The sequence below is a fragment of the Kitasatospora sp. NPDC002551 genome, assembly GCF_040296005.1.
Lineage (GTDB): Bacteria > Actinomycetota > Actinomycetes > Streptomycetales > Streptomycetaceae > Kitasatospora.
Map to the genome: position 1 here is coordinate 45,669 of NZ_JBEOWI010000008.1, position 21,357 is coordinate 67,025.

Genomic DNA, 21,357 nt, shown 5'->3' on the forward strand with positions numbered 1-21,357 from the left:
CCTCGTGGATCGTGCCGGTCGGTGTGCGGGCCGGTCAGTAGTTGCCGAGACCGCCGCAGACGTTGATCGCCTGCGCGGTGATGGAGGCGGCCAGGTCGGTGGTCAGGTAGCCGACCAGACCGGCCACCTCCTCCGGTGTGGTGTAGCGGCCCAGCGGGATGCGCGCCTCGAAGCGCCGCAGGACGTCCTCGGAGGTGGTGTCCCAGACGGCGGCGTAGCCCTTGCGCACCTCCTCGGCCATCGGCGTCTCGACGAAGCCCGGGCAGACGGCGTTGACGGTGATCCCGGTCTTGGCCAGCTCCAGGCCGAGCGCCTTGGACAGGCCGACCACGCCGTGCTTGGAGGCGGAGTACGGCGCCGCCAGCACCACGCCCTGCTTGCCGCCGGTGGAGGCGATGTTGATGATCCGGCCGCGGGACAGCTCGTGCATCCGGCCGGTGGTGAGCACCTCGCGGACCATCCGGAAGGTGCCGTTGAGGTTGGTGTCGATCACGGCCTCCCAGAGCTCGTCGGCGAGCTCCGCCGTGGTGCCGCCGCCGCCCCGGCCGGCGCTGTTGACCAGCACCTCGACCGGGCCGAACGCGTCCACCGCGGCGGCGGTGAACCCGCCGACGCTCCGTACGTCGCGGACGTCCAGCCGGGCGCCGGCGGCCTGGATCCCCTCGCCCACCAGCTCCTTGACGGTCGCCTCGACCACCGCCTCGTCGCGCGCGCCGACGAACACCCGGTACCCCGCCGCGCCGAGGTGCCGGGCCACCGCCAGGCCGATCCCACTGGTGCCGCCGGTGATCACCGCGCTGCCGCGGTTCCGCTCCCCGCCCATTGCCACTCCGTCCGTTCGGTTCCGTGCCCGGCCCCGCGAACGGGCCGGCGCGGTCTCGATGCTCACGGGCGCCCCTCAAGGGCCGCTGGAGCCGGACTGGACGCGGCGGACGGGTCCAGTCCGGCTCCAGCGGCACTCCAGCGGCGCCCGACAGGCTCGGCGGACGCCGGAGCGCCCGTTCCGGAGGCAGACCCGAGGAGACGTCAGATGACCGCACTGTTCGACACCGCGACGACCACCGGGGCCGTCGACACCGCGCTCCACCTGGAGATCCAGCACTTCTACGCCCGGCACATGCAGGCCGTGGACCTGGGCGACGTCGCCGCCTGGGCCGCCGGTTTCACCGAGGACGGCGTGTTCTCCACCAACGCCTTCCCGGAGCCGGTGGTCGGCCGGGCGGCGATCGAGGCGGCCACCGCGGCGGGCGAGGAGGCCCGCAGGCCGACCGGGGTGGTGCGCCGGCACGTGCTCACCACGCTGGCCCTGGAGCCGGCCGCGGACGGCTCGGTGCGGACCCGTTCGTACGTGATGGTGCTGGAGACCCTGCCGAAGGCGCGCACCGAGATCTACTGCAGCACGCTCTGCGAGGACGTCCTGGTCCGCGGCGAGCACGGCGGCTGGCTGATCCGCAGCCGGCACATCCTGCGCGACGACCTGATCGCGCGCGACTGAACCCGCCGCCGTCCGCCCCCGTCGGCCCGGCCGGCGGGGGCGGCGGGCTTCCGGCGGGCTTCCGGCGGGACGACAACGCGAGAAGCGCCCGGACCAGGGGTAGGGGTCCGGGCGCTTCTCCGTGCGGGCGCGAGGGGTGGGCGCCCGCGGCCGGGGCCGGTCAGACGGCCACCGGGGCCGCGTCGTTGACCAGGTCGACGAACTGGCGCGGGGTCTCCGCGGTGCCGGCGAGGTCGTCGGCGAGCTTCACGCCGTACTCGCGCTCGACGCGGGCGACGGCCTCCAGCAGCGCGAGGGAGTCGTAGCCGAGCTCCTCGAACGGGGTGTCGGCGATGTCGCCGTCGAGGTCGACCGCCTCGTCCTCGCCCGCGCACTCGCGCATGATCCGGGTCAGGTCCTCGATGGTGATGCGGCTCATGGTCTGCTCACTCTCTGTTCGGTGGTGCTCGATGGAGCTCGGCGGTGCTCGGCGGAGCTCGGGGAGGAAGAGGGGGCCGGGGCGGGGGCACGGGGGCGATCCCCCGCCCCGGGGGTCATCAGGCGCAGGCGCGCAGGACCATCGCGGAGTTGAAGCCGTGCCGGCCGCGGGCCAGTACCAGCGCGGCCTTCACCGGCATGGACCGGGCCTCGCCGAGGACGAGGTCCAGGCCGTGCCGCGGGCTGGTGAGGTTGACGGTGGGCGGCACCAGGCCGTCCCGGATGGACAGCAGCGCGGCGGCCACGTCCAGCGGAGCGCCGCCGGCGCCGAGGCGTCCGGTCATGGTCTTCGGGGCGGTGACGGCGACGCCGCCGGTGCCGAAGACCTCGTTGAGCGCGGCCGCCTCGTCGGCGTCCTCCTGCGGCCGGCCGTCCGCGTCGGCGAAGACCACGTCGATCCGGCCGGGCTCCAGCCCGGCGTCGGCCAGCGCGAGCCGGATGGCCCGGGCCAGGCCGCGCGGGCGTCCGCTGCCCCGGGGCGGGTCGAAGGTGGAGCCGTAGCCGGCGATCTCGCCGTACGGCCGCTCGACGCCGCGGGCCCGGGCCGACTCGGCGTCCTCGGCGATCAGGATGGCGCCGCCCTCGCCGGCGACGTAGCCGCTGGCGGCCTCGTCGAACGGCAGGTAGGCGCGGTCCGCCTCGGCGACGGTGGTCATCTCGCCGGTGCCCATCCGGGGCGTCCAGGCGTAGGGGCACAGCGCGCTGTCCACGCCGCCGGTGACCATCATCGGGTGGCCCTTGCGGATGCCCCGGCGGGCGTGGGCCATCGCGTCCAGGCCGCCGGCCTGGTCGGAGACCAGCACGCCGGAGGGGCCGCGCAGGTCGTTGCGGATGGAGATCTGGCCGGTGTTCACCGCGTAGAACCAGGCGAAGGACTGGTAGGCGCTGACGAAGCCCGGGCCCTGGCTCCACAGGTGCTGGAGCTCGCGCTGGCCGAACTCGAAGCCGCCGAGGGTGGCGGAGGTGACCACGCCGGCCTGGTACTCGCCGAGCGCGGCCGGGTCGGCCTCGGCGTCCTCCAGCGCCCAGTCGGCGGCGGCCAGCGCCAGCCGGGTCATGTGGTCGGTCTGCGGCAGCAGCCGGCTCGGCAGGTGCTCGGCCGGCTCGAAGCCCGGTACCTCGCCGGCCAGCCGGACGGGGTACTCGGAGGCGTCGAAGCGGGTCAGCTCGGCGATGCCGCTGGTGCCGGCCAGGGTGGCCGACCAGTAGGCCTCGGTGCCGAGGCCGTTCGGCGCGACGACGCCGATGCCGGTGATGACGGTCGTGCTCATGCGGCCACCTCCTCGGGGCGGGCGAGCACCATCGCGCTCTGGAAGCCGCCGAAGCCGCTGCCCACGGTGAGCGCGACGTCGGTGCGGTGGTCCCGGGCGGTCAGCGGTACGTAGTCCAGGTCGCACTGCGGGTCCGGCTGGTGCAGGTTGGCCGTGGGCGGTACCACGTTGTGCTCGATGGCGAGCGCACAGGCCGCGATCTCGATCGAGCCGATCGCGCCGAGCGAGTGCCCGATCATCGACTTGATGGAGGAGACCGGGGTCCGGTACGCGTGGTCGCCGAGGGCGCGCTTGAACGCGGCGGTCTCGTGCCGGTCGTTCTGCTTGGTGCTCGAACCGTGGGCGTTGATGTAGTCGATCCGGTCGCCGTCCATCTTCGCCTCGTCCAGGGCGACCCGGATGGCCTCGGCCATCTCCCGGCCGTCCGGGCGCAGGCCGGTCATGGTGAACGCGTTGGAGCGGGTGGCGTACCCGCCGATCACCGCGTACACGTGGGCGCCGCGCCTGCGGGCGTGCTCCAGCTCCTCCAGGACGAAGACCGCGGCGCCCTCGGCCAGCACCAGCCCGTTGCGGCTGATGTCGAACGGCCGGGAGGCGTGCTCGGGGTCGTCGTTGCGGGGGGTGGTCGCCTTGATGACGTCGAAGCAGGCCACCGAGATCGGCGAGATCGGCGCCTCGGTGCCGCCGGCCAGCATGACGTCCACGCCGCCCTCGCGGATCAGGTCGGCGGCGTAGCCGACCGAGTCGAGCCCGGAGGTGCAGCCGGTGGAGATCATCGCCGCCGGTCCCTCGGCCGCGACGTCCCAGGCGAGTTCGGCCGCCATCGAGCTGGGCGCCAGGTAGTCGAACAGGTACGGCACGGTGTAGCGGTGGTCGACCTCCCAGTGCCGGCCGCCGTCGCTGGTGACGACGTACTCCTGCTCCAGCTTGGTCGGGCAGCCGACGGCGTTGCCGAGCGAGACCCCGATCCGGTGGGGGTCGAGCCCCTCGACCTCGAGCCCACTGTCGGCGATCGCCTCCCGCGCCGAGACCAGGGCGAACTGCCCGGCCCGGTCGAGCCGGCGGATCTCCCGGGGGGAGAGTCCGTTCGCGGCCGGGTCGAAGTCGCATTCGGCGGCGACCCGGGAACGGAAGGGTGAGGCGTCGAATGAAGAGATGGTACGCGTCGCGGTCCGGCCGTCGGTGAGCAGCTGCCAGAACGCCTTTGTTCCGGTCCCACCGGGGGCCACCACGCCTATTCCCGTTATTGCCACTTTCCTGGTCAAGTTCCCCGCACTCCTCCACCTGAACATTGTCGCGTACATGCAACCGCGACGCCCCGGCACCGGACGCTCCGTGCCGACCCCACCAAGCCTGCGACCGCCACCTTGAGCGCCGCTGGAGACCGGCTGGAAGGAGGATTCGGGAAATTCACGGCGGCTCCGACATGTCCAAGAATTGACCTTTTCGCCCTGTCGTGATCGAGATCACAGAAGGAGTGACCGCCGCCGGAAGCCGCCTACCGTACGCTGGTTAACCAATCCGGATTGCGAGGCTCCGCCATATCTTGGCGCATGCTCGACGGCGCGGCGGAGGGACGCCGGATATCTCGGGAGTTCGACGAGATAATTTGATTTTTTAACAGATCCACGGGGGGAAACGATGGATATCCGCGTACTGGGGCCACTGGCGGTCGAGTCAGACGAGTGTGCCTTCGACCAGGTGGCGCCCAAGCCGCGCAAGCTGCTCGCGCTCCTGCTGGCCCACGGCGGCCAGATCGTCCCGCTCTCGGCGCTGATGGCCGAGCTGTGGGGCACCGAACCACCCGTCAGCGCGATGACCACGCTGCAGACCTACGTGCTCCAGCTGCGCAAGGCGCTGGTGACCGCACTCGGCCTCGCCGACCACACGACGGCCAAGGAGGTCCTGGTCACCCGGGCCGGCGGCTACCTCTTCCAGACCGCCGGGCGCACCCTCGACCTGGAGGTCTTCCAGACGCTCACCACCCGCGGCCGCCACCTGCTCGCCGAGGGGCGCGAGCACGAGGCGGCCGCCGTCCTCGACCAGGCGCTCGCCCTGTGGCGCGGCCCGGCCTTCGCCGACGTCAGCGTCGGCCGCCTGCTGGAGGCCGAACGGGCCCGGCTGGACGAGTGCCGGCTCGCCGCGGTCGAGCACCGGGTCGAGGCCTACCTGCGCCTGGGCCGCCACCACGAGGTGCTCGGCGACCTGGCCGCGCTGTCCATCAGCCACCCGTACCACGAGAGCCTGCAGGCCCAGTACATGCTGGCGCTCTACCGGGCCGGCCGCCGGCCGATCGCCCTGGACGTCTACCGCCGGCTGCGCACCACCCTGGTGGACGAGATCGGCCTCGAACCGTCCCCGCGGGTGCGCACCCTCCAGCAGGCGATCCTCACCTCCGACCCGACGCTCGACCAGGCCCCCGGCCGCGGCGACCTCTCCCTGTACCGGGTCCCCGCCCAGATGGCGGCGCCCACCCCGGTCCACGCCTGACCACGGCCCCGCGAACGACGAAACCCCGGAGTAGCACCGTGGCACATCCCATCCCGCCCACCGCTCCCGACCAGGTCCAGCTGCTGACCCCGGACGGCCGCCGCGTGGCCCACCCCGACTACCGGCTCGACGCCGGGCCCGACCTGCTGCGCGCGCTCTACCGCGACATGACGGTCGCCCGGCGGATCGACGCCGAGGGCATCACCCTCCAGCGCCAGGGCGAACTCGCCCTGTGGCCCTCGCTGCTCGGCCAGGAGGCCGCCCAGGTCGGCGCCGCCCACGCGCTCGCCGGCGACGACCACGTCTTCCCGAGCTACCGCGACCACGGCCTCGCGCTCTGCCGCGGACTCGACACCCTGAAGCTGTTCGCCCTGTTCCGCGGCGTCAGCAACGGCGGGTGGCGCTCGGCCGAGCACAACTTCCACCTCTACACCCTGGTGATCGGCTCCCAGACGCTGCACGCCACCGGCTACGCGATGGGCGCCGCCATGGAGGACGCCGGGAGCGCCGTGCTGGTCTGCTTCGGCGACGGCGCCACCAGCCAGGGCGACGTCAGCGAGGCGTTCAACTTCGCCGCCGTCTACGACGCCCCGGTGGTCTTCTTCTGCCAGAACAACCAGTGGGCGATCTCGGAGCCCAACCACCGCCAGACCCGGGTGCCGATCCATCAGCGGGCCGCCGGCTTCGGCTTCCCGGGCGTGCGGGTCGACGGCAACGACGTGCTCGCCTGCCTCGCGGTCACCCGGGCCGCCCTGGAGCGGGCCCGCACCGGCCAGGGCCCGATGCTGATCGAGGCCTACACCTACCGCATGGGCGCCCACACCACCTCCGACGACCCCACCCGCTACCGGGACGCCGCCGAGGTCGAGGAGTGGACCCGGCGCGACCCGATCGCCCGGCTCCGCGCCCACCTGGAGCTGGAGGGCCTCGCCGACGCGACCTTCCTCGCCGGCGTCGACGAGGCCGCCGAGGCCGCCGCGCTGCGGGTGCGCCAGGGGGTCCGCACCATGGCCGACCCGCGTCCGGAGGCCATCTTCGACCACATCCACGCGGACGGACACGCGCTCGTCGACGAGGAGCGCGCCGAGTTCCGCGCCTACCAGGCGTCGTTCGCCGGAGCGGAGAGCCGCTGACATGGCCGTCATGACACCCGAGAGCACGGACACCGGGACCGACCCGGACCGGACGCCGGCCGTGCTGAGCCTCGGCCGGGCGATCAACACCGCCCTGCGGCACGCCATGGAGGCGGACCCGAAGGTCGTCCTGATGGGCGAGGACATCGGCCGGCTCGGCGGCGTCTTCCGGATCACCGAGGGCCTGCACAAGGACTTCGGCGACCGCCGGGTGCTGGACACCCCGCTCGCCGAGTCCGGCATCGTCGGCACCGCGATCGGCCTGGCCCTGCGCGGCTGGCGCCCGGTCCTGGAGATCCAGTTCGACGGCTTCGTCTTCCCCGCCTACGACCAGATCGTCACCCAGCTCGCCAAGCTGCGGGCCCGTTCGGAGGGCGCGCTCGCGCTGCCGGTCGTCATCCGGATCCCCTACGGCGGCGGCATCGGCGCGGTGGAGCACCACAGCGAGTCCCCCGAGGCGCTGTTCGCGCACGTCGCCGGGCTCAAGGTGGTCTCCCCGTCGACCCCCGAGGACGCCTACTGGATGCTCCGTCAGGCCATCGCCGGGAACGACCCGGTGATCTACTTCGAGCCGAAGCGCCGGTACTACCAGCAGGGCCCGGTGGACACCGCCGCCGCGCCGCACCCGCTGCACGCGGCCGTCGTCCGCCGCCCGGGCCGGGACATCACCCTGGCCGGGTACGGCCCGACCGTCGGCACCTGCCTGCAGGTGGCCGAGGAGGCGGCGGCGGAGGGGCGCAGCGTCGAGGTGGTGGACCTGCGCTCGGTCTCCCCGCTGGACACCGCCACGCTCGCCGAGTCGGTGCGGCGCACCGGCCGGCTGGTGGTCGTGCACGAGGCACCGGTCTTCTTCGGGGCCGGCGCGGAGATCGCCGCCCGGATCACCCGGGACTGCTTCTACCACCTCCAGGCCCCTGTGCTGCGGGTCGGCGGCTACCACGCGCCGTACCCGCCGGCCCGGCTGGAGGAGGAGTACCTGCCGACGCCGGACCGCGTCCTGGACGCGATCGACCGGTCCTTCTCGTTCTGACCCCCTCATCCGAGCACCCGAGGAACCCGTGACCAGCCGCATTCGTGAGTTCGTCCTGCCCGACGTGGGCGAGGGGCTGACCGACGCACAGATCCTCCAGTGGCACGTCTCGCCCGGCAGCCCGGTGCACGACGGGATGGTGGTCTGCGAGGTGGAGACCGCCAAGGCCGCCGTCGAGCTGCCGATCCCCTACGACGGAGTGGTGCACGAGCTGCGCTTCCCCGAGGGCACGACGGTGGACGTCGGCACGGTGATCATCACCGTGGACACCGGCCCCGGCCCGGAGCCCGCGGCGCCCGTCGCCCGGGAGCCCAACCTGGTCGGCTACGGCGCCGCCGAACCGGCCCGCCGCCGCCCGCGCCCCGCGCCGGCCGCACCCGCCGCCACCGCGGCACCCGCGGCCGTGCCCGCGCCTGTGTCCCTGCCCGTGTCCGTGTCCGGGCCCGGGCCCGTGTCCGGGCCGGCCGCCGGTCCCGCGCCGTCGGCCCTGCCGCTGGCCAAGCCGCCGGTCCGCAAGCTGGCCCGGGACCACGGCGTGGACCTCGCCGCCGTCCCGCCCACCGGCCCGGACGGCGTGATCACCCGGGAGGACGTGCTGGCCGCCGCCCGGCCCGCCCCGGCGGCGCCCGCCCCGGCGGACGGCCCGCAGGACCGCCGGATCCCGGTCGGCGGCGTCCGCCGGGCCACCGCGCGGGCCATGGTGGCCAGCGCCTTCACCGCCCCGCACGCCACCGAGTTCGTCACCGTCGACGTCACCCGGACGATGCGGCTGGTGAAGGCCCTGCGCGAGGATCCCGAACTGTCCGGCGTGCGGGTCAACGTCCTGCTGCTGGTCTGCCGGGCCCTGCTCGCCGCGATCGCCCGGCACCCGGAGATCAACGCCTCCTGGGACGAGGACGCGCAGGAGATCGTCCAGCACGGCCGGATCAACCTCGGCATCGCCGCGGCCACCCCGCGCGGGCTGCTGGTCCCGAACGTCAAGGACGCCGGCCGGCTGACCCTGCGCCGGCTGGCCGAGGAACTGGACGCGCTGGTCACCACCGCCCGGGCCGGGCGCACCACGCCCGCCGCGCTGGCCGGCGGCACCGTGACGATCACCAACATCGGCACCTTCGGTGTCGACACCGGCACCCCGATCCTCAACCCCGGGGAGGCCGCGATCCTGGCCTTCGGCGCGGTCCGGGAGCGTCCCTGGGTGCACAAGGGCAAGGTCCGGCCCCGGCAGGTGACCACCCTCGCGCTCTCCTTCGACCACCGTCTGGTCGACGGCGAGCTCGGCTCGCGGGTGCTGGCCGACACCGCCCGCCTGCTGGAGGACCCGCGCCGGCTGCTGGCCCGGTCCTGACGCGCGGAGGGCCGGCCCCGGTGCGGGGCCGGCCCTCCGCCGCGGTCGGGCCGCGGTCAGGCCGCGGTGAGCCCGGCCACCAGCCGGTCGGCCGCGCCGTACGGGTCCAGCTCGCCGGCCACCACCCGTTCGGCCAGCGCGGCCAGCTGCCGGTCGCCGTGCAGGTCGCCGATCCGGGCGCGCAGCGCGGCCAGCGCGATCGCCTCGATCTCGTCGGCGGCCCGGCGCCGGCGCCGGACGGCCAGCTCGCCGTGCTCGTCCAGCCAGGCGCGGTGCTTCTCCAGCGCCTCGACCACCTCGTCCACGCCCTCGCCCCGGGCCGCGACGGTCTTCACGATCGGCGGACGCCAGTCCCCCGCCTCCCGGGCCTCGCCCAGGCCCAGCATGTGGTTCAGCTCCCGGGCGGTGGCGTCGGCGCCGTCCCGGTCGGCCTTGTTCACCACGAACACGTCGCCGATCTCCAGGATCCCGGCCTTGGCGGCCTGGATGCCGTCGCCCATCCCGGGGGCGAGCAGCACCACCGTGGTGTCGGCCTGCGCGGCGATCTCCACCTCGGACTGGCCGACGCCGACCGTCTCCACCAGGATGACGTCGCAGCCGGCCGCGTCCAGCACCCGCAGCGCCTGCGGGGCCGCCCAGGACAGTCCGCCGAGGTGGCCGCGGGTGGCCATCGAGCGGATGAACACCTCGGGGTCGGTGGCGTGGTCCTGCATCCGGACCCGGTCGCCGAGCAGGGCGCCGCCGGAGAACGGCGAGGACGGGTCGACCGCCAGCACGCCGACCCGCTTGCCCAGCCGCCGGTAGGCGGAGACCAGCGCCGAGGTGGAGGTGGACTTGCCCACGCCCGGCGAGCCGGTCAGGCCGACGGTGTAGGCCCGGCCGGTGTACGGCGCCAGCGCGGCCATCACCTCGCGCAGCTCGGGCGCGGCGTTCTCGACCAGCGAGATCAGGCGGGCGACGGCCCGCGGGCGGCCCTGCCGGGCCTGCTCGACCAGGGTCGGCACATCGATCATGGGTGGGTCTCCTTGCGCCGAAGGGCCGCGGACCGCTTGTGGCGGCCCGCAGCCCTGGTGTGCGTCGGTCGTCGTGCCGTGGTCGTCAGGCCTTGGGCACCCGGACGATCAGCGCGTCGCCCTGGCCGCCGCCGCCGCACAGCGCGGCCGCGCCGACGCCGCCGCCGCGGCGCTGCAGCTCCAGCGCCAGGTGCAGCACCACACGGGCGCCGGACATGCCGATCGGGTGGCCGAGCGCGATCGCGCCGCCGTTGACGTTGACGATCTCGGAGGAGACGCCGAGGTCCTTCGTCGACTGGTGGGCGACGGCGGCGAAGGCCTCGTTGATCTCGATCAGGTCGAGGTCCTCGACGGCGATGCCCTCCTTGGCGACGGCGTGCCTGATCGCGTTGGACGGCTGCGACTGCAGCGAGTTGTCCGGGCCCGCGACGTTGCCGTGCGCGCCGATCTCGGCGATCCAGCTCAGGCCCAGCTCCTCGGCCTTGGCCTTGCTCATCACGACCACGGCGGCGGCGCCGTCCGAGATCTGCGAGGAGGTGCCGGCGGTGATGGTGCCGTCCTTGGTGAACGCCGGGCGCAGCCTGGCCAGGCCCTCGACGGTGGTGTCGGCCCGGATGCCCTCGTCCTGGCTGAACAGGACCGGCTCGCCCTTGCGCTGCGGGATCTCCACCGGGACGATCTCGGCGTCGAAGACGCCGTCGGCCTGCGCCTTGGCGGCCCGCTGGTGCGAGGCGGCGGCGATCTCGTCCTGGACCTCGCGCGCGATGCCGAGGCGGGCGTTGTGCTTCTCGGTCGACTCGCCCATCGGGATGTTCTCGTAGGCGTCGGTCAGACCGTCGTGCGCCATCGCGTCGAGCAGCTCGATCGCGCCGTACTTGTAGCCCTCGCGGGACTTCGGCAGCAGGTGCGGGGCGTTGGTCATGGACTCCTGGCCGCCGGCCACCACCACGTCGAACTCGCCGGCCCGGATCAGCTGGTCGGCCAGCGCGATGGCGTCCAGGCCGGAGAGGCACACCTTGTTGATGGTGAGCGCCGGGACGTTCATCGGGATCCCGGCCTTGACGGCGGCCTGGCGGGCCGGGATCTGGCCGGCGCCGGCCTGCAGCACCTGGCCCATGATCACGTACTGGACCTGCTCGCCGGTGATGCCGGACCGCTCCAGCGCCGCCTTGATCGCGAAAGCGCCGAGCTCGGCACCGGAGAAGCCCTTGAGGGAGCCGAGCAGCCGGCCCATCGGGGTCCGCGCCCCGGCGACGATCACAGAGGTGGTGTTGGTCATGGGACGAGCCCCTTCGCACGTCGTGGCCAGGTGGAGGATTCCGCTCAATGTACTGACCTGTTACCCGCCCGTCACCGGACCCAAGATGTGATCGAGCGCACTGGCACCATCCAGTCAACACCGTGCCGCGCCGATCCGGGTGAACCCTGCGCCCCGGCCCGTGTGAGCAGACTCGCACCGTGATCGGTGGCGCCGCCGCCCGGCATGCGCTGCACTGTTGCCGTCCTGTCGCACCCGTCCCCGGACCGGAGGCCCCCGTGCTCACCCGCATCGACCACATCGGCATCGCCTGCCACGACCTCGACAAGACGGTCGAGTTCTACCGCGCCACCTACGGCTTCGAGGTGTTCCACAGCGAGGTCAACGAGGAGCAGGGCGTCCGGGAGGCCATGCTCAAGATCAACGACACCGGAGACGGCGGCGCCTCCTACCTCCAGCTGCTGGAGCCGATCCGCGAGGACTCCCCGGTCGGCAAGTGGCTGGCGAAGAACGGCGAGGGCGTCCACCACATCGCCTTCGGCACCGCCGACGTCGACACCGACTCCGAGGACATCCGGGCCAAGGGCGTGCGGGTCCTCTACGAGCAGCCGCGCACCGGCTCGATGGGCTCGCGGATCACCTTCCTGCACCCCAAGGACTGCGGCGGGGTGCTGACCGAGCTGGTCACCGCCGCCGAGCCCGGCGCGCACTGAGGCGTGTCCCCGTCGCGGGGCGGCACCCGGCCGTCCGCCGCCCCGCGACCCTCATGACCCGTCAGTAACCTCGTCGGGCAACCCGGAAAACCCCCACGCGACCATTCCCCCGCATGACGCTCCCACTACAATGCCCAGGTGCGCGAAGACTCCGGGGGACGGGGACGACGAGCACGGCCGAAGACAGGCCCGTCCGCCCCGGTGGGAGGCCCGTCGCAGGGGAGTCCATTACGCGGGCACGGCTGAACAGTCGCAAGACGGATCTGTCACCATTCTCCACAAGGCAAGAGTTCGCCCAGGAGTCCACCCGGACGGGGGAATGCGGATCGACCGCGCTCCCACGCCCCGGACTCCGACGACCGCGGCGGGCGTCCCCGGCTAGGCGGGGATGTCCGGACAGCCGCGGATGCAAGGACCAGTCGGACCGTGCCCGGACATCGGGCGGGCGGACCGGCCGGGTCGAGGACGCGACCAGGAGATGGATGGGACCGCGGAGTGCGGGGCTACGACCGCTACGAGGTTGACGATCACCTCTCCCAGTTCGAGGCCGAGATGGATCGGACTCGCAAGGAGCGGGACAAGTCAGTCGAGCATGCCGAGGACCTCGCCTACCAGGTGGAGGTGCTCCGGGCCAAGCTGCACGAGTCCCGCCGCATGCTCGCCCAGCCGCGCGCCTTCGACGCCGTTTCCGGCCAGGCCGAGCAGATGCTCCGCACCGCCGAGATGCAGGCCCAGCAGCTGCGCGCGGACGCCGAGCGCCAGCTGCGCGACTCGCAGGCCGCCACCCAGCGCATCATGGCCGAGGCCGCCGAGCGCACCGCCCGGCTGGAGGCCGAGCTGGCCGCCCGCCGCCGCCAGCTGGAGGAGGAACTCGCCGAGCTGCGGCGCAGCGCCGAACAGCACGTCAACGAGAACGTCAGCTGGGCCGAGCAGACCCGGGCCGGCACCGAGCAGGAGGCCCAGCGCCTGCTCCAGGAGGCCCGCGCCGAGTCCGAGCGGATGATGGCCGCCGCCCGCGCCGAGGCCGCCGCGCTCTCCGACCAGGCCCGGGCGCAGACCGCCGCCGACGTCGACGCCGCCCGCGGCGAGGCCCAGGCCGCCGCCGAGGCCGCGCTCCAGCGTGCCCAGAGCGACGCCGAACGACTGCTGCGGGCCGCCTCCGAGCAGGCCCAGCAGGCCGGCGCCCAGGCCGCCGCCGACGTGGACGCCGCCCGCGGCGAGGCCCAGCAGCAGCTCGCCGCCGCGCACGCCGCCGCCGAGCAGCAGCTGGCCGTCGCCCGGGCCGAGATCGGCCGGCTCAAGGAGACCGCCGCCGCCGAGCAGGCCCGCGCCCAGCAGGAGCTGGACCACGCCCAGGCGGAGATAGCACGGCTGCGCGCCGAGGCCGTCGCCGAGGCCGAGCGGGCCCGCCAGGAGGCCGCCGAGCTGCGCGCCCGGGCCGAGGCCGCCGCCGAACAGCTGCAGGCCGACGCCGAGGCCGCCGCCGTGCGGAAGGTCGCCGACGGCGAGGCCGCCAGCGAGCAGCGCTCGCAGACCGCCCGCGCCGAGGTGGCCCGGATGGTCGCCCAGGCCACCAAGGAGGCCGAGGCGATCCGCGCCGAGGCCACCACCAAGCAGGCCGAGGCGGAGGCCGCCAAGGCCGCCGCCGCCGAGGAGAGCGAGCGGCTGCGCGCCACCGCCGAGTCGGTGGCCGGGCAACTGCGCGCCGAGGCCGAGGCCGCGATCGCAGAGATGCGCGCCCAGGCCGAGCAGGACGTCGCCGAGCTGCGGGCGCAGGCCGAGGCCGCCGCCGAGCGGCTGCGCGGCGAGGCCGAGGAGGCCGGCCGGGCGGCCGGGGCCAAGGACGCCGCGGACCGGCTGGCCAAGGCCGCCAAGAGCGCCGAGGAGATGCTCGACCGGGCCGACCGGGACGCCGGGGCCGCCCGCTCCGGCGCCGCCGCCGAGGCCGAGCGGATCCGCACCGAGGCCGCCGCCGAGGCGGAGCGGCTGCGCGAGCAGGCGCAGGCCGCCGTCGAGGCCGCCCAGAACGCCGCCCTCGACGACGCCGCCGCGATCCGCGAGCGGATCCAGGAGATGCAGGACGAGGCCGCCCGGATGCGCGCCGAGGCGGAGGAGCTGCGCTCGCAGGCCGCCGCCGAGGCCGACCGGGTGCGCGGCGAGGCCCGCCGGCAGGCGGTGCTGCAGATCGAGGAGTCGGCGAAGAGCGCCGAGGAACTGCTCACCAAGGCCAAGTCCGACGCGGACGAGCTGCGCGCCGGCGCCGCCGCCGAGGTCGAGCGGCTGCGCGAGCAGGCCAAGGAGCAGGCCGCCGAGACCCAGAGCCGGGCCGAGCAGACGCTGGAGCGGGCCCGCGCCGAGGCCGAGAAGACCGCCGCCACGGCCGAGCAGCAGAGCCGGGACGCGCTCACCGCCGCCAAGGCCGCGGCCGCCGAGAACCGGGCCGCCGCCGAGCGCGAGACCGCCGAACTGCGCCGCGAGGCCAACGAGTTCGACCAGCGGGTGCGCGCCGGGGCGAGCGCCGCCGCCGAGGCACTGCGGACCGACGCGCAGGCCGAGGCGAACGCCGTGCGGGACGCCGCGGTGGCCGACGCCGAGCGGGTGCGCACCGAGGCCGACACCGAGGCCGCCCGGGCCAGGGCCGAGGCCGAGGCCGCCGCCGAGGCGCTGCGCGAGGAGAGCCGGCGCGAGCGCGAGGAGGCCGCCGCCGGGCTGCTCCGGGAGCGCGAGGAGACCGCCGAGCAGCTGGCCGCCGCCGCGGCCGCCCGTGAGCAGGCCGAGACGGCGGCCAAGGAGCTGACCGAGCGCACCGCCGCCGAGACGGCCCGCCTGCAGGCCGAGGCCGAACGCGCGCTGGAAGCCGCCGAGACCGCCGCCGAACAGCGCCGCGCCGAGGCCGAGACCGCCGCCACCGAACTCACCGAACGCACCGCCGCCGAGGCCGCCGCCGTCCGCGAGGCCGCCGACACCCACGCCGAACACGTCCGCACCGAAGCCGAAGCGGCCGCCAAGGAACTCACCGAACGCACCGCCGCCGAGGCCGCCGCCGTCCGCGAGGCCGCCGAGACGGCCGCCGAGCGGCGCCGCACCGAGGCCGAGACCGCCGCCAAGGAGCTGCGCGAGCGGGGCGCCGCCGAGCTGGCGCTCGCCGAGGAGCAGGCCGAGACGGTCCGCGCCGAGGCCGGCCGCGAGCTGTCCGAGGCGCGCGCCACCGCCGCCGCGATCCGCACCGAGGCCGGCGAGGAGCTGGAGCAGGCCCGGCGCGACGGCGAGCAGCTCATCGAGGCCGGCCGGACCGAGGCCGCCGCCCTGGTCGAGGCCGCCGAGGAGGAGGCCGCCGAGGTCCGCCAGTCGGTGGCCGGGCTGCACGAGACCGCCTCCCAGCAGATCGCCGAGCTGCGGGCCGCCGCCGAGCAGGAGGCCGAGGAGCTGCGCGAGCAGGCCGAACGGGCCGCCGCCGAGGTGCGCGACACCGCCGACCGGGAGACCACCGAGCTGCGGGCGCTGGCCGACCGGGAGACCGCCGAGCTGCGCGCCGGCACCGAACAGGACGTGGCACGGCTGCGCGAGAGCGCCGAGCGGGAGACCGCCGACCTGCGCGCCCGGACCGCCGCCGAGACGACCGCGCTGCGCGAGCAGACCGAACTGGAGCTGGCCGCCGACCGCGAGGCCGCCGAGGCCGAGCTGGCCCGTCAGCGCGCCGAGGCGCAGGCCTACGACGAGCAGCTGCGCGCCGAGGCCGAGGACACCCTGCGCGCCGCCCAGGAGGCCGCCGAGCACCAGCGCGCCGAGGCCGAGGAGCTGGCCGCCCGGACGGTGGCCGCCGGCGAGGAGCGGGCCGCCGCGACCGTCGCCGAGGCGGAGGACTTCGCCGCCGCGCTGCGCGCCGAGGCCGAGGAGTACGCGCTCGCCACCCGCACCCTCGCCGACGAGTACGACAGGGCCACCCACGGCCGCGCCGACGCCTACGACGCCGAGGTCCGCGAGGCCGCCGAGCAGTTCGACAAGGCCACCCGCGAGCGGGCCAAGTCCGTGCTGGAGAAGGCCTTCGCCGACGCCGAGGCGCTCGGCGAGGACGCCCGGACCACCGCGCTGGCCACCACCGCCGCCGCCGAGGAGCAGGCGGACGCGATGGTCGCCGCCGCCCGCAAGGAGGCCGACCGGCTGGTCGCCGGCGGCGAGGCCGCCGGGCAGGAGGCCGTCGAGAAGGGCCGGGCCGACGCCGACGCGCTGCTCTCCGAGGCCCGCCGGGACGCCACCGCGATCCGCGAGCGCGCCGAGGAGCTGCGCGAGCGCACCGACGCCGAGGTGGAGGCCCTGCACGAGCGCGCCCGCAAGGAGAACGCACAGGCCATGAAGTCGGCCGGCGAGCGGGTGGACGCGCTGGTGACGGCCGCCCAGGAGCAGCTGACCGAGGCCGAGGAGCAGGCGGTGGCCACCGTCGCCGAGGCCGAGGACCGGGCGGCGGCGCTGGTCGCGGCCGCCGAGGACCGGGCCAACGAGCTGACCTCGGAGGCGTCCGCCGAGGCCAGCAAGGTCCGCCTCTCGGCCGTCCGCAAGGCGGAGGGCCTGCTGAAGGAGGCCGAGACCAAGCTCTCCGGCTCCACCGACCGCGCCGAGGCGCTGATCATCAAGGCCGAGGCCAAGCTGAAGTCCGCTCAGGACGAGGCGGAGGAGCGGCTGGAGTCGGCCTCGGCCGAGGCCGAGAAGCGGCTGCGGGCCGCCGACCGGGCCGCCGACGAGCAGATCGAACTGGCGAAGGCGGAGGCCGAGCGGCTGCTCGCCGAGGCACGGGCCGAGGCGGAGCGGGCCACCGACGAGGGCCGGCGCGAGCTGGACGAACTGGTGCGCCGCCGCAAGGACATCAACACCGAGATCTCCAGGGTGCAGGACGTGCTGTCCGCGCTGGAGGCCTTCGAGGCGCCGTCACCGGTCGCACAGACCAACGGGGGAAGCAGCAGCAAGAAGGACGGGGGTGCCAAGGCTGGTGCCGGAATTGGCTCTCCCCGGTCGGGCGGCAATCGCTCCAAGAGCGCACCACCCGATTGAGCGGACATTGTCCGCGGGACAACGGCGTTTCGTCGCCGACACTCCGGTACCGTGTCAGGATTCCCTCAACCACCTCAGCGGTTTGACGACAGGAAGCCCAGAACCCCATGAGCGACAGTCACTCCCCTCACGGCTTCGACCTGGTGCGCCGTGGGTACGAGCGCGCCCAGGTCGACGAGCGGATCACCAAGCTGGTGGCCGACCGTGACAGTGCCTTGACCCGGATCAGCGCCCTCGAGAAGCGTATCGAGGAGCTCCACCTGGAGACCCAGACCGCCCAGGCGGCGGTCGCCGAGTCCGAGCCGTCGTACGCCGGTCTCGGCGCCCGGGTCGAGAAGATCCTGCGGCTCGCCGAGGAGGAGGCCAAGGACCTGCGCGAGGAGGCGCACCGCGCCGCCGAGCAGCACCGCGAGCTCGCCGAGGCGGCCGCCCAGCAGGTCCGCACCGAGGCCGAGAACTACGCCAAGGACCGCAAGGCCAAGGCGGAGGACGAGGGTCTGCGGATCGTCGACAAGGCCAAGAGCGACTCCGCCCAGCTGCGCGCCGAGGCCAACAAGGACGCCCAGAACAAGCGCGAGGAGGCGGACGCCCTCTTCGAGGAGACCCGCACCAAGGCCGCCCAGGCCGCGCTGGAGTTCGAGACCAACCTGGCCAAGCGCCGCGAGCAGTCCGAGCGCGACCTGGCCGCCCGTCAGGCCAAGGCCGAGAAGCGGCTGGCCGAGATCGAGCACCGCGCCGAGCAGCTGCGCCTGGAGGCCGAGAAGCTGCGCACCGACGCCGAGCGCCGCGCCCGCCAGACCGTCGAGACGGCCCAGCGCCAGTCCGAGGACATCGTGGCCGACGCCAACGCCAAGGCCGACCGCATCCGCAGCGAATCCGAGCGCGAGCTGGCGGCGCTCACCAACCGCCGCGACAGCATCAACGCCCAGCTGACCAACGTCCGCGAGATGCTGGCGACGCTGACCGGCGCGGCCGTGGCCGCCGCCTCGCTGCCGAACGACGACACCATGGGCGTGCCCGCCCAGCAGTCGCGCTGACGCGGCCCGCAGGCCCCGACGGCCCCCGCCCTCCCCGGGCGGGGGCCGTCCGCTCTCCGCGGTCCTCTAGCGCGGGTAGGCGCCGTCCGGGCGCTGGTGCCCGCAGCTCAGCTGGTTGCCCTCGTCGTCCGAGACCGTCCCGAACCACGAGGTGCACCAGACCGACACCGAGTCCGGCCAGTACTGCACCTCGAAGGGGTGCCCGGGGCCGTAGTCCCCGTACGAGGTGACGATGAACGTCTCCCCCGGGCGCATCCAGTAGTCCTCGCCCAGCGGCTCCAGGGTCAGTTCGAGCAGCCCCTCGCCCCGGTTGGTCACCGGCATCCGGCCGGTCACCTCCAGCGCGGAGAAGTCCCAGCCGCCGGTCTCCGCCTGCTCCTCCCTCATCCCGCCGCCACCCGCTCCAGCAGCCGCAGCACCACCGCGTCGAACGCCTCCGGCGCCTCGATCGCGCTCAGGTGGCCCACCCCGGGGAGCACCGTCAGTTCCGCGTCCGGCAGCGCCCGCACCATCCGCTCCGCCTCGTCGAGCGGCATCAGCGCGTCGTCCGCGCCCGCCACCACGGCCGCCGGCACCCGCAGCCCGGCCAGCACGTCGAGGCGCTCCGGGCGGGCCGCCATGGCCCGCTGGGCCCAGGCGACGGCGGCCGGCGGGGCGGCGGCGATCATCTCCCGCACCCGGTCGGCCAGGTGCTGCGACTCGGGGCCGAGCTGACCGTTCGCCATCCGCTCGTCCAGCAGCAGCCGGACGCTGTCGCGGGCCAGCACGGCGGAGGCGATCCGCTCCCGGTTCGCCCTGGCGGCCTCCGGGTCGGCGGTGGCCTTGGTGTTGGCCAGCAGCAGGCCGGCCAGCCGGTCCGGGTGCCGCTCGGCGAAGGCCATCGCCACGTAGCCGCCCATGGAGATCCCGCCGAGCACCGCCCGGTCGATCCCGGCGGTGTCCAGCAGCCGGGCGAGGTCGTCCGCGACGGTCTCCAGCGCGGGCTCCTCCGGGCCGAGCCCGGTGCCGCCGAAGCCGCGCTGGTCGGGGGCGATCACCCGGGCCCGGTCCCCGGCCCGGCCGGGCAGCTCGCGCAGTTGGGCGGACCACATGGCGGCGTTGAGCGGAAAGGCGTGCAGCAGCACGAGGGGTGTTCCGGTGCCGCTCTCGCGGAACGACACTGCGGAGGGGAGCTGGGTCATGGGGCCACCGTATGCCGGTGCGCCCGGCGGGCCCACTCAGCGGGCCGCCTTGTCCGCTATGTCATAGCCTGACGGAGAGTGAGGGAGAGCTCCATGATCGAGTTGCACGACCTGACCAAACGTTACGGCAAGACCCTGGCCGTGGACCGGCTGAGCTTCAAGGTCCCGCAGGGGGTGGTCACCGGCTTCCTCGGGCCCAACGGCGCCGGCAAGTCCACCACCATGCGCATGATCCTCGACCTGGACCGCCCGACCGGCGGCCGGGTCACCATCGACGGCAGGAGGTACGGACAGCTCAGCGAACCGCTCAAGTACATCGGAGCGCTACTGGAGGCCAAGGCCGTCCACCCCGGCCGCACCGCCCGCGACCACCTGCTCTGGCTCGCCCAGAGCAACCGCATCCCCGAGCGACGGGTGGACGAGGTGCTCGCCCTGGTCGGCCTCACCCCGGTCGCCCGCAGACGCGCCCGCGGCTTCTCCCTCGGCATGGGCCAGCGCCTGGGCATCGCCAGCGCGCTGCTCGGCGACCCGGAGATCGTCATGTTCGACGAACCGGTCAACGGCCTCGACCCGGAGGGCATCCTCTGGATCCGCAACCTCATGAAGCGCCTCGCCTCCGAGGGCCGCACGGTCTTCGTCTCCTCCCACCTGATGAGCGAGATGGCCGTCACCGCCGACCACCTGGTGGTCATCGGCAGGGGCCGGCTGCTCGCCGACCTGCCGATGGCCGAGTTCATCCGCCGCAACTCCCGCTCCGCCGTGCGGCTGCGCAGCCCGCAGCCCGAGCGGCTGCTCGACGCCCTGGCCGGCGCCGGACTGCGGCACGAACCCGGTCCGGAGGGCTCCTACGAGGTGGTCGACGGCGACCTCGCCGCGCTCGGCGAGCTGGCCGCCGCGAACGGCGTGGTGCTGCACGAGCTGAGCCCGCAGCAGGCCTCGCTGGAGGAGGCGTTCATGCAGATGACGGCCGACGCGGTGGAGTACCACGCCGGCGACGGGCCGCGCCAGGACGCGGCCGGCGCGCCCCGCGCCTGGGGCGCCGACTGGCGGAACGACCGGGCCGCACAGCCGGCCCCCCGCGGCACGGAGGAGAACTGAGATGGCGTCCTTCCCCGCGATCCTGCGCTCCGAGTGGACCAAGATCCGCAGCGTCCGCTCGACGGTCTGGACCCTCGCGCTGACCTTCGTGGTCACCCTCGGCGTCGGCGCCCTGCTGTCGCTGCTCACCAACAACAACTTCGAGGAGTTCCGGAGCGACACCTCCCCGTTCGACGCCACCGGCACCTCCTTCGCCGGCATCATGCTCGGCGAACTGGCCATCATCGTCTTCGGCGTGCTGGCGATCGGCAACGAGTACAGCAGCGGGATGATCCGGGTCACCCTGGCCGCCGTCCCGCAGCGCGGCACCCTGCTGACCGGCAAGGCCGTGGTGCTCGGCGGGCTCGCCCTCGCCGTCTCGCTGGTGACGGCCTTCCTCACCTTCTTCACCGGCCAGGCGCTGCTCGGCGAGCACTCCACCTCACTGGGGGAACCGCACGTGCTGCGCGCGGTGTTCGGCGCCGCGCTCTACCTCACGATGCTCTGCCTCTTCTCGGCCGGCGTCACCGCGATGCTGCACAACCAGACCCTGGCGCTGGGTGTGCTGGTGCCGTTCTTCTTCCTGCTCTCGCCGATCCTCTCGGCGGTGCCGGGCGCCAAGACCGTCGCCCACTACTTCCCCGACTACGCCGGCTCCCGGATGCTGCTGGTCTACGAGCAGCAGGACCAGCCGTACGGGCCGTGGGCGGGCTTCGTCATCTGCCTGGCCTGGACACTGGCCGCGCTGGTCGGCGGGGCGATGGTGCTGAAGAAGCGCGACGCCTGAGCGC

At 74.4% G+C, this 21,357-nt stretch carries 18 protein-coding genes; 10 read left to right on the plus strand and 8 right to left on the minus strand.

Features of this window, described 5'->3' with window-relative positions:
- Positions 1-34: 34 nt before the first annotated feature.
- Complete coding sequence (locus ABT093_RS10455) at positions 35-823, minus strand: SDR family NAD(P)-dependent oxidoreductase (protein WP_350562530.1); 789 nt, start codon at positions 821-823, stop codon at positions 35-37.
- Positions 824-1,030: 207 nt separating this feature from the next.
- On the opposite strand from ABT093_RS10455, the gene ABT093_RS10460 reads away from it, so the two are divergent.
- Positions 1,031-1,495: a nuclear transport factor 2 family protein gene (locus tag ABT093_RS10460; protein WP_350562532.1), complete on the plus strand. Its 465-nt coding sequence runs from the start codon at positions 1,031-1,033 to the stop codon at positions 1,493-1,495.
- Positions 1,496-1,655: 160 nt separating this feature from the next.
- Here ABT093_RS10460 and ABT093_RS10465 read toward each other — a convergent pair whose 3' ends face one another.
- The 3 genes from ABT093_RS10465 to ABT093_RS10475 all read right to left on the minus strand — a co-directional run bounded on the left by ABT093_RS10465 (position 1,656) and on the right by ABT093_RS10475 (position 4,535).
- Positions 1,656-1,913 carry an acyl carrier protein gene (locus ABT093_RS10465; RefSeq protein WP_350562534.1) on the minus strand — a complete coding sequence of 86 codons (258 nt, stop codon included), beginning with the start codon at positions 1,911-1,913 and terminating at the stop codon, positions 1,656-1,658.
- Positions 1,914-2,031: 118 nt separating this feature from the next.
- On the minus strand, positions 2,032-3,243 hold the full coding sequence (locus tag ABT093_RS10470; protein WP_350562536.1) for a ketosynthase chain-length factor: 1,212 nt from the start codon (positions 3,241-3,243) through the stop codon (positions 2,032-2,034).
- Positions 3,240-4,535, minus strand: a complete 1,296-nt coding sequence (locus tag ABT093_RS10475) for a beta-ketoacyl-[acyl-carrier-protein] synthase family protein (RefSeq protein ID WP_350562794.1) — start codon at positions 4,533-4,535, stop codon at positions 3,240-3,242. The genes ABT093_RS10470 and ABT093_RS10475 overlap by 4 nt, the downstream gene beginning before the upstream one ends.
- A 349-nt stretch (positions 4,536-4,884) precedes the next feature.
- Here ABT093_RS10475 and ABT093_RS10480 point away from each other — a divergent pair, with 349 nt between their 5' ends.
- Genes ABT093_RS10480 through ABT093_RS10495 form a run of 4 tightly spaced genes read left to right on the plus strand, consistent with a single transcriptional unit; the run spans position 4,885 to position 9,241 of the window.
- Positions 4,885-5,733: an AfsR/SARP family transcriptional regulator gene (locus ABT093_RS10480; RefSeq protein ID WP_350562538.1), complete on the plus strand. Its 849-nt coding sequence runs from the start codon at positions 4,885-4,887 to the stop codon at positions 5,731-5,733.
- Positions 5,734-5,771: 38 nt separating this feature from the next.
- A complete protein-coding gene (pdhA, locus tag ABT093_RS10485; protein ID WP_350562540.1) occupies positions 5,772-6,866 on the plus strand; it encodes a pyruvate dehydrogenase (acetyl-transferring) E1 component subunit alpha in 1,095 nt (364 codons plus the stop codon).
- A gap of 10 nt (positions 6,867-6,876) precedes the next feature.
- Positions 6,877-7,896 carry an alpha-ketoacid dehydrogenase subunit beta gene (locus ABT093_RS10490; RefSeq protein WP_350562542.1) on the plus strand — a complete coding sequence of 340 codons (1,020 nt, stop codon included), beginning with the start codon at positions 6,877-6,879 and terminating at the stop codon, positions 7,894-7,896.
- Positions 7,897-7,924: 28 nt separating this feature from the next.
- Positions 7,925-9,241 (plus strand): dihydrolipoamide acetyltransferase family protein, encoded by a 1,317-nt coding sequence (locus tag ABT093_RS10495; RefSeq protein ID WP_350562544.1) that lies wholly within the window; start codon positions 7,925-7,927, stop codon positions 9,239-9,241.
- A gap of 56 nt (positions 9,242-9,297) precedes the next feature.
- Here ABT093_RS10495 and meaB read toward each other — a convergent pair whose 3' ends face one another.
- On the minus strand, positions 9,298-10,254 hold the full coding sequence (gene meaB, locus ABT093_RS10500; RefSeq protein WP_350562546.1) for a methylmalonyl Co-A mutase-associated GTPase MeaB: 957 nt from the start codon (positions 10,252-10,254) through the stop codon (positions 9,298-9,300).
- Between the two features lie 85 nt (positions 10,255-10,339).
- Positions 10,340-11,533: an acetyl-CoA C-acetyltransferase gene (locus ABT093_RS10505; RefSeq protein WP_350562548.1), complete on the minus strand. Its 1,194-nt coding sequence runs from the start codon at positions 11,531-11,533 to the stop codon at positions 10,340-10,342.
- A 257-nt stretch (positions 11,534-11,790) separates the two neighbouring features.
- On the opposite strand from ABT093_RS10505, the gene mce reads away from it, so the two are divergent.
- The 3 genes from mce to ABT093_RS10520 all read left to right on the plus strand — a co-directional run bounded on the left by mce (position 11,791) and on the right by ABT093_RS10520 (position 18,308).
- Positions 11,791-12,225 carry a methylmalonyl-CoA epimerase gene (mce, locus tag ABT093_RS10510; RefSeq protein ID WP_350562550.1) on the plus strand — a complete coding sequence of 145 codons (435 nt, stop codon included), beginning with the start codon at positions 11,791-11,793 and terminating at the stop codon, positions 12,223-12,225.
- 495 nt (positions 12,226-12,720) lie between these two features.
- Positions 12,721-17,271, plus strand: coding sequence for a polarized growth protein Scy-related protein (locus ABT093_RS10515; protein WP_350562552.1), 4,551 nt, complete (start codon positions 12,721-12,723; stop codon positions 17,269-17,271).
- 107 nt (positions 17,272-17,378) lie between these two features.
- The gene (locus tag ABT093_RS10520; protein WP_350562554.1) at positions 17,379-18,308 is read left to right on the plus strand and encodes a coiled-coil domain-containing protein; all 930 of its coding nucleotides are present in this window, start codon (positions 17,379-17,381) and stop codon (positions 18,306-18,308) included.
- Between the two features lie 66 nt (positions 18,309-18,374).
- Here ABT093_RS10520 and ABT093_RS10525 read toward each other — a convergent pair whose 3' ends face one another.
- Complete coding sequence (locus ABT093_RS10525) at positions 18,375-18,695, minus strand: hypothetical protein (RefSeq protein WP_350562556.1); 321 nt, start codon at positions 18,693-18,695, stop codon at positions 18,375-18,377.
- Positions 18,692-19,489: an alpha/beta fold hydrolase gene (locus ABT093_RS10530; protein WP_350562558.1), complete on the minus strand. Its 798-nt coding sequence runs from the start codon at positions 19,487-19,489 to the stop codon at positions 18,692-18,694. Before ABT093_RS10530 ends, ABT093_RS10525 begins: the two co-directional genes overlap by 4 nt.
- A gap of 93 nt (positions 19,490-19,582) precedes the next feature.
- On the opposite strand from ABT093_RS10530, the gene ABT093_RS10535 reads away from it, so the two are divergent.
- Together ABT093_RS10535 and ABT093_RS10540 are read left to right on the plus strand one after the other, a co-directional pair.
- On the plus strand, positions 19,583-20,587 hold the full coding sequence (locus ABT093_RS10535) for an ABC transporter ATP-binding protein (protein WP_350562561.1): 1,005 nt from the start codon (positions 19,583-19,585) through the stop codon (positions 20,585-20,587).
- 1 nt (position 20,588) lies between these two features.
- Positions 20,589-21,353 carry an ABC transporter permease subunit gene (locus ABT093_RS10540; protein WP_350562563.1) on the plus strand — a complete coding sequence of 255 codons (765 nt, stop codon included), beginning with the start codon at positions 20,589-20,591 and terminating at the stop codon, positions 21,351-21,353.
- Positions 21,354-21,357: the final 4 nt, after the last annotated feature.

Excerpts from the sequence above, each read along its gene's own strand:
- ABT093_RS10455 (WP_350562530.1), bottom strand. The coding sequence starts at position 823 with ATGGGCGGGGAGCGGAACCGCGGCAGCGCGGTGATCACCGGCGGCACC.
- ABT093_RS10470 (WP_350562536.1), bottom strand. The coding sequence starts at position 3,243 with ATGAGCACGACCGTCATCACCGGCATCGGCGTCGTCGCGCCGAACGGC.
- ABT093_RS10540 (WP_350562563.1), top strand. The coding sequence starts at position 20,589 with ATGGCGTCCTTCCCCGCGATCCTGCGCTCCGAGTGGACCAAGATCCGC.
- ABT093_RS10490 (WP_350562542.1), top strand. The coding sequence starts at position 6,877 with ATGACACCCGAGAGCACGGACACCGGGACCGACCCGGACCGGACGCCG.
- ABT093_RS10520 (WP_350562554.1), top strand. The coding sequence starts at position 17,379 with ATGAGCGACAGTCACTCCCCTCACGGCTTCGACCTGGTGCGCCGTGGG.
- meaB (WP_350562546.1), bottom strand. The coding sequence starts at position 10,254 with ATGATCGATGTGCCGACCCTGGTCGAGCAGGCCCGGCAGGGCCGCCCG.
- ABT093_RS10480 (WP_350562538.1), top strand. The coding sequence starts at position 4,885 with ATGGATATCCGCGTACTGGGGCCACTGGCGGTCGAGTCAGACGAGTGT.
- ABT093_RS10530 (WP_350562558.1), bottom strand. The coding sequence starts at position 19,489 with ATGACCCAGCTCCCCTCCGCAGTGTCGTTCCGCGAGAGCGGCACCGGA.
- ABT093_RS10465 (WP_350562534.1), bottom strand. The coding sequence starts at position 1,913 with ATGAGCCGCATCACCATCGAGGACCTGACCCGGATCATGCGCGAGTGC.
- ABT093_RS10525 (WP_350562556.1), bottom strand. The coding sequence starts at position 18,695 with ATGAGGGAGGAGCAGGCGGAGACCGGCGGCTGGGACTTCTCCGCGCTG.
- ABT093_RS10505 (WP_350562548.1), bottom strand. The coding sequence starts at position 11,533 with ATGACCAACACCACCTCTGTGATCGTCGCCGGGGCGCGGACCCCGATG.
- ABT093_RS10460 (WP_350562532.1), top strand. The coding sequence starts at position 1,031 with ATGACCGCACTGTTCGACACCGCGACGACCACCGGGGCCGTCGACACC.
- ABT093_RS10535 (WP_350562561.1), top strand. The coding sequence starts at position 19,583 with ATGATCGAGTTGCACGACCTGACCAAACGTTACGGCAAGACCCTGGCC.
- ABT093_RS10475 (WP_350562794.1), bottom strand. The coding sequence starts at position 4,535 with ATGTTCAGGTGGAGGAGTGCGGGGAACTTGACCAGGAAAGTGGCAATA.